Source organism: Streptomyces sp. NPDC057654, from assembly GCF_042800135.1.
Classification (GTDB): domain Bacteria; phylum Actinomycetota; class Actinomycetes; order Streptomycetales; family Streptomycetaceae; genus Streptomyces.
Window position 1 is genome coordinate 1 of record NZ_JBHVHQ010001188.1, and the last position, 2,015, is coordinate 2,015.

Below are 2,015 nucleotides of genomic sequence, written 5' to 3' on the forward strand. Positions count from 1 at the left end.
GGATCACGGTCAGGCGGCGGCGTCGCCGTCCATGGCCGCTATGAGGCTCTTCGGCCGCATATCGGTCCAGTGCTCGTTGATGTAGTCCAGGCACGTCTGACGCGCCGTCTCCTGGAGCGCGACCGTCCACCCGGCCGGCACCTCCACGAACGAGGGCCACAGCGAATGCTGCCCCTCGTCGTTCACCAGCACCAGGTACGCGCCCTCGGCGTCCTCGAACGGATTCGTCATGGATCGACTCCTGTCATCGCGAGGGCCGCCCGCGCGGGCGGCTCACAACATGTCGGTACAGAAAAGCGGAAACTGATGGAGCGGGGAACCGGGCAGCGCGGTAGGCACAGCGGTAGGCACGAGGGCGCGGGGCGGCTCAGTCGGTCATCGCGACGAGCACCTTGCGGTCGCCCGTGAAGGGCCTGCGCCCGTGCCCGACGAGGACGTTGTCGATCAGCAGCAGATCGCCCTGGCGCCAGTCCACGTCGACGGCGGCCTCCAGCCCCCGGTCCCGCACCTGAATCGCGTACTCCCCCGGAATGGGGCTGCCGTCCGCGAACGTGACCGACTGCGGCAGCTCCTCGGCCGGCAGCAGCTCGGCGAGCTCGGCCGCGGTCTCGTCGCCGAGGGCCGCGGGGTGCCACTGGTCCGACTGGTTGAACCACACCTCCGCGCCCGTCACCGGGTGGCGGGTGGTGGACGGCCGGACCTGGCTGACCCGCAGGCTGCCGTCGCCCTTCCACTCCCATTCGGCGGCGGAGCCCGCGAGGAACGCCTCCACCGTGCCCCGGTCGTCGGTCTCGAAGGTGTCCTGCCAGCTCTTGCCCAGGCCGAGCCCGTCATGCAGGTTCTGGGAGTAGCGCACGCCCTGGGCGAACGCCTCCCGCACCTCGTCGTCCAGCGACGCCAGCCACTTCACCCCGTCGACGACGGGGGTGGCGCCGCCGGAGCCCGGTGCGACGGCGCAGTAGAACAGCAGCCGCGACGGCCACTGGGCGCTGTAGGACAGTTCGTTGTGCATGGAGATGGTCAGCTCCTGCGGATATTCCGTGGAGGTGTAGACATTCTCCCCCACCTTGGTCCGCGGTGAATTCCCGTGCACATAGGCCAGCCGGTTCGGCAGCAGCAGATCGAGTACGGGCTCCAGTTCACCTTCCGGTACGGCGAAGTCCCGGAACACCACTGCCTTGTTCTCCACCAGGAGCGAGTCGAATCCGGGATGGCCCTTCAGATACTCCACCAGGCCGGCCGCCCCCGGCCGCGTCCCGACGTCCTCGGGGCGAATCTCCAGCGGCTTCCAGTCCTGCACGTCCGTCACAGCGAAACTCCCTCTTCCGCGGGCGTCCGAAAAAATTCCAGCGGGCTCTGTGCGCGGTCGCGGTATTGTGCGCATATACCCGGTGACCGCGGTGAGCGACAGCCGATGGAATCCCCCGCCCCGCATTCGGCCCTCCGCATTACGTCGCGAAACTATCACCTGGGGGTAGGCGTGCCAACGCCGTTCGACGGCTGTGCACATGACCGGCCATGGAGATCGGCAATTCATTCGGCTCGTCCGGCGAATCATCCGCCGGGCATTTCCCCGCGCGTCGCGTTCCGCGCGTCAATTCGCCGGGCGGCGCGGAGCCGTGGACGCCGTCGAGGCCGGCGGCGCCGAAGCGTCACCGGCCTTGACGGGACTTACGGACGTACCGGACTTACGGACGTACCGGGCGTACGGACGTACCGGGCGTACGGACGTACCGACGCCCCGGCCCGCGCTCAGGTGCCCCGGAGCTCCAGCTCCTTCGCGAAGCGGACCCATTGCTCGGCACAGGCACGGGCGGCGCGGGCCACCGAATCGGCCCGGTGCCGGGGCACGCTGTCCACGAGCCGCCGCCACTTCTCCTCTTCGCCGATGGAGTGAGCGCTCAGCAGCCGCAGGAGCGTGCGCCCCGCTTCCGTACGCAGCGAGGGGTCCTTGCGCATGTTCGGCACGGCCGGCCCGGCGGCGACCGCCGCCGCGACCGCCCGCGCGTCGAGGC

General features: G+C 69.7%; 2 protein-coding genes and 1 pseudogene. All 3 read right to left on the reverse strand.

All coding sequences use genetic code 11. The features are described 5' to 3' along the window. Positions 1 to 9 precede the first annotated feature (9 nt). Positions 10 to 231: an MbtH family protein gene (locus ACFU99_RS41855; protein WP_384403543.1), complete on the reverse strand. Its 222-nt coding sequence runs from the start codon at positions 229 to 231 to the stop codon at positions 10 to 12. A gap of 136 nt (positions 232 to 367) precedes the next feature. Then, positions 368 to 1,309 carry a TauD/TfdA family dioxygenase gene (locus ACFU99_RS41860; RefSeq protein WP_384403546.1) on the reverse strand — a complete coding sequence of 314 codons (942 nt, stop codon included), beginning with the start codon at positions 1,307 to 1,309 and terminating at the stop codon, positions 368 to 370. A gap of 443 nt (positions 1,310 to 1,752) precedes the next feature. Then, positions 1,753 to 2,015: pseudogene (locus tag ACFU99_RS41865) on the reverse strand (hypothetical protein); the annotation flags it as partial.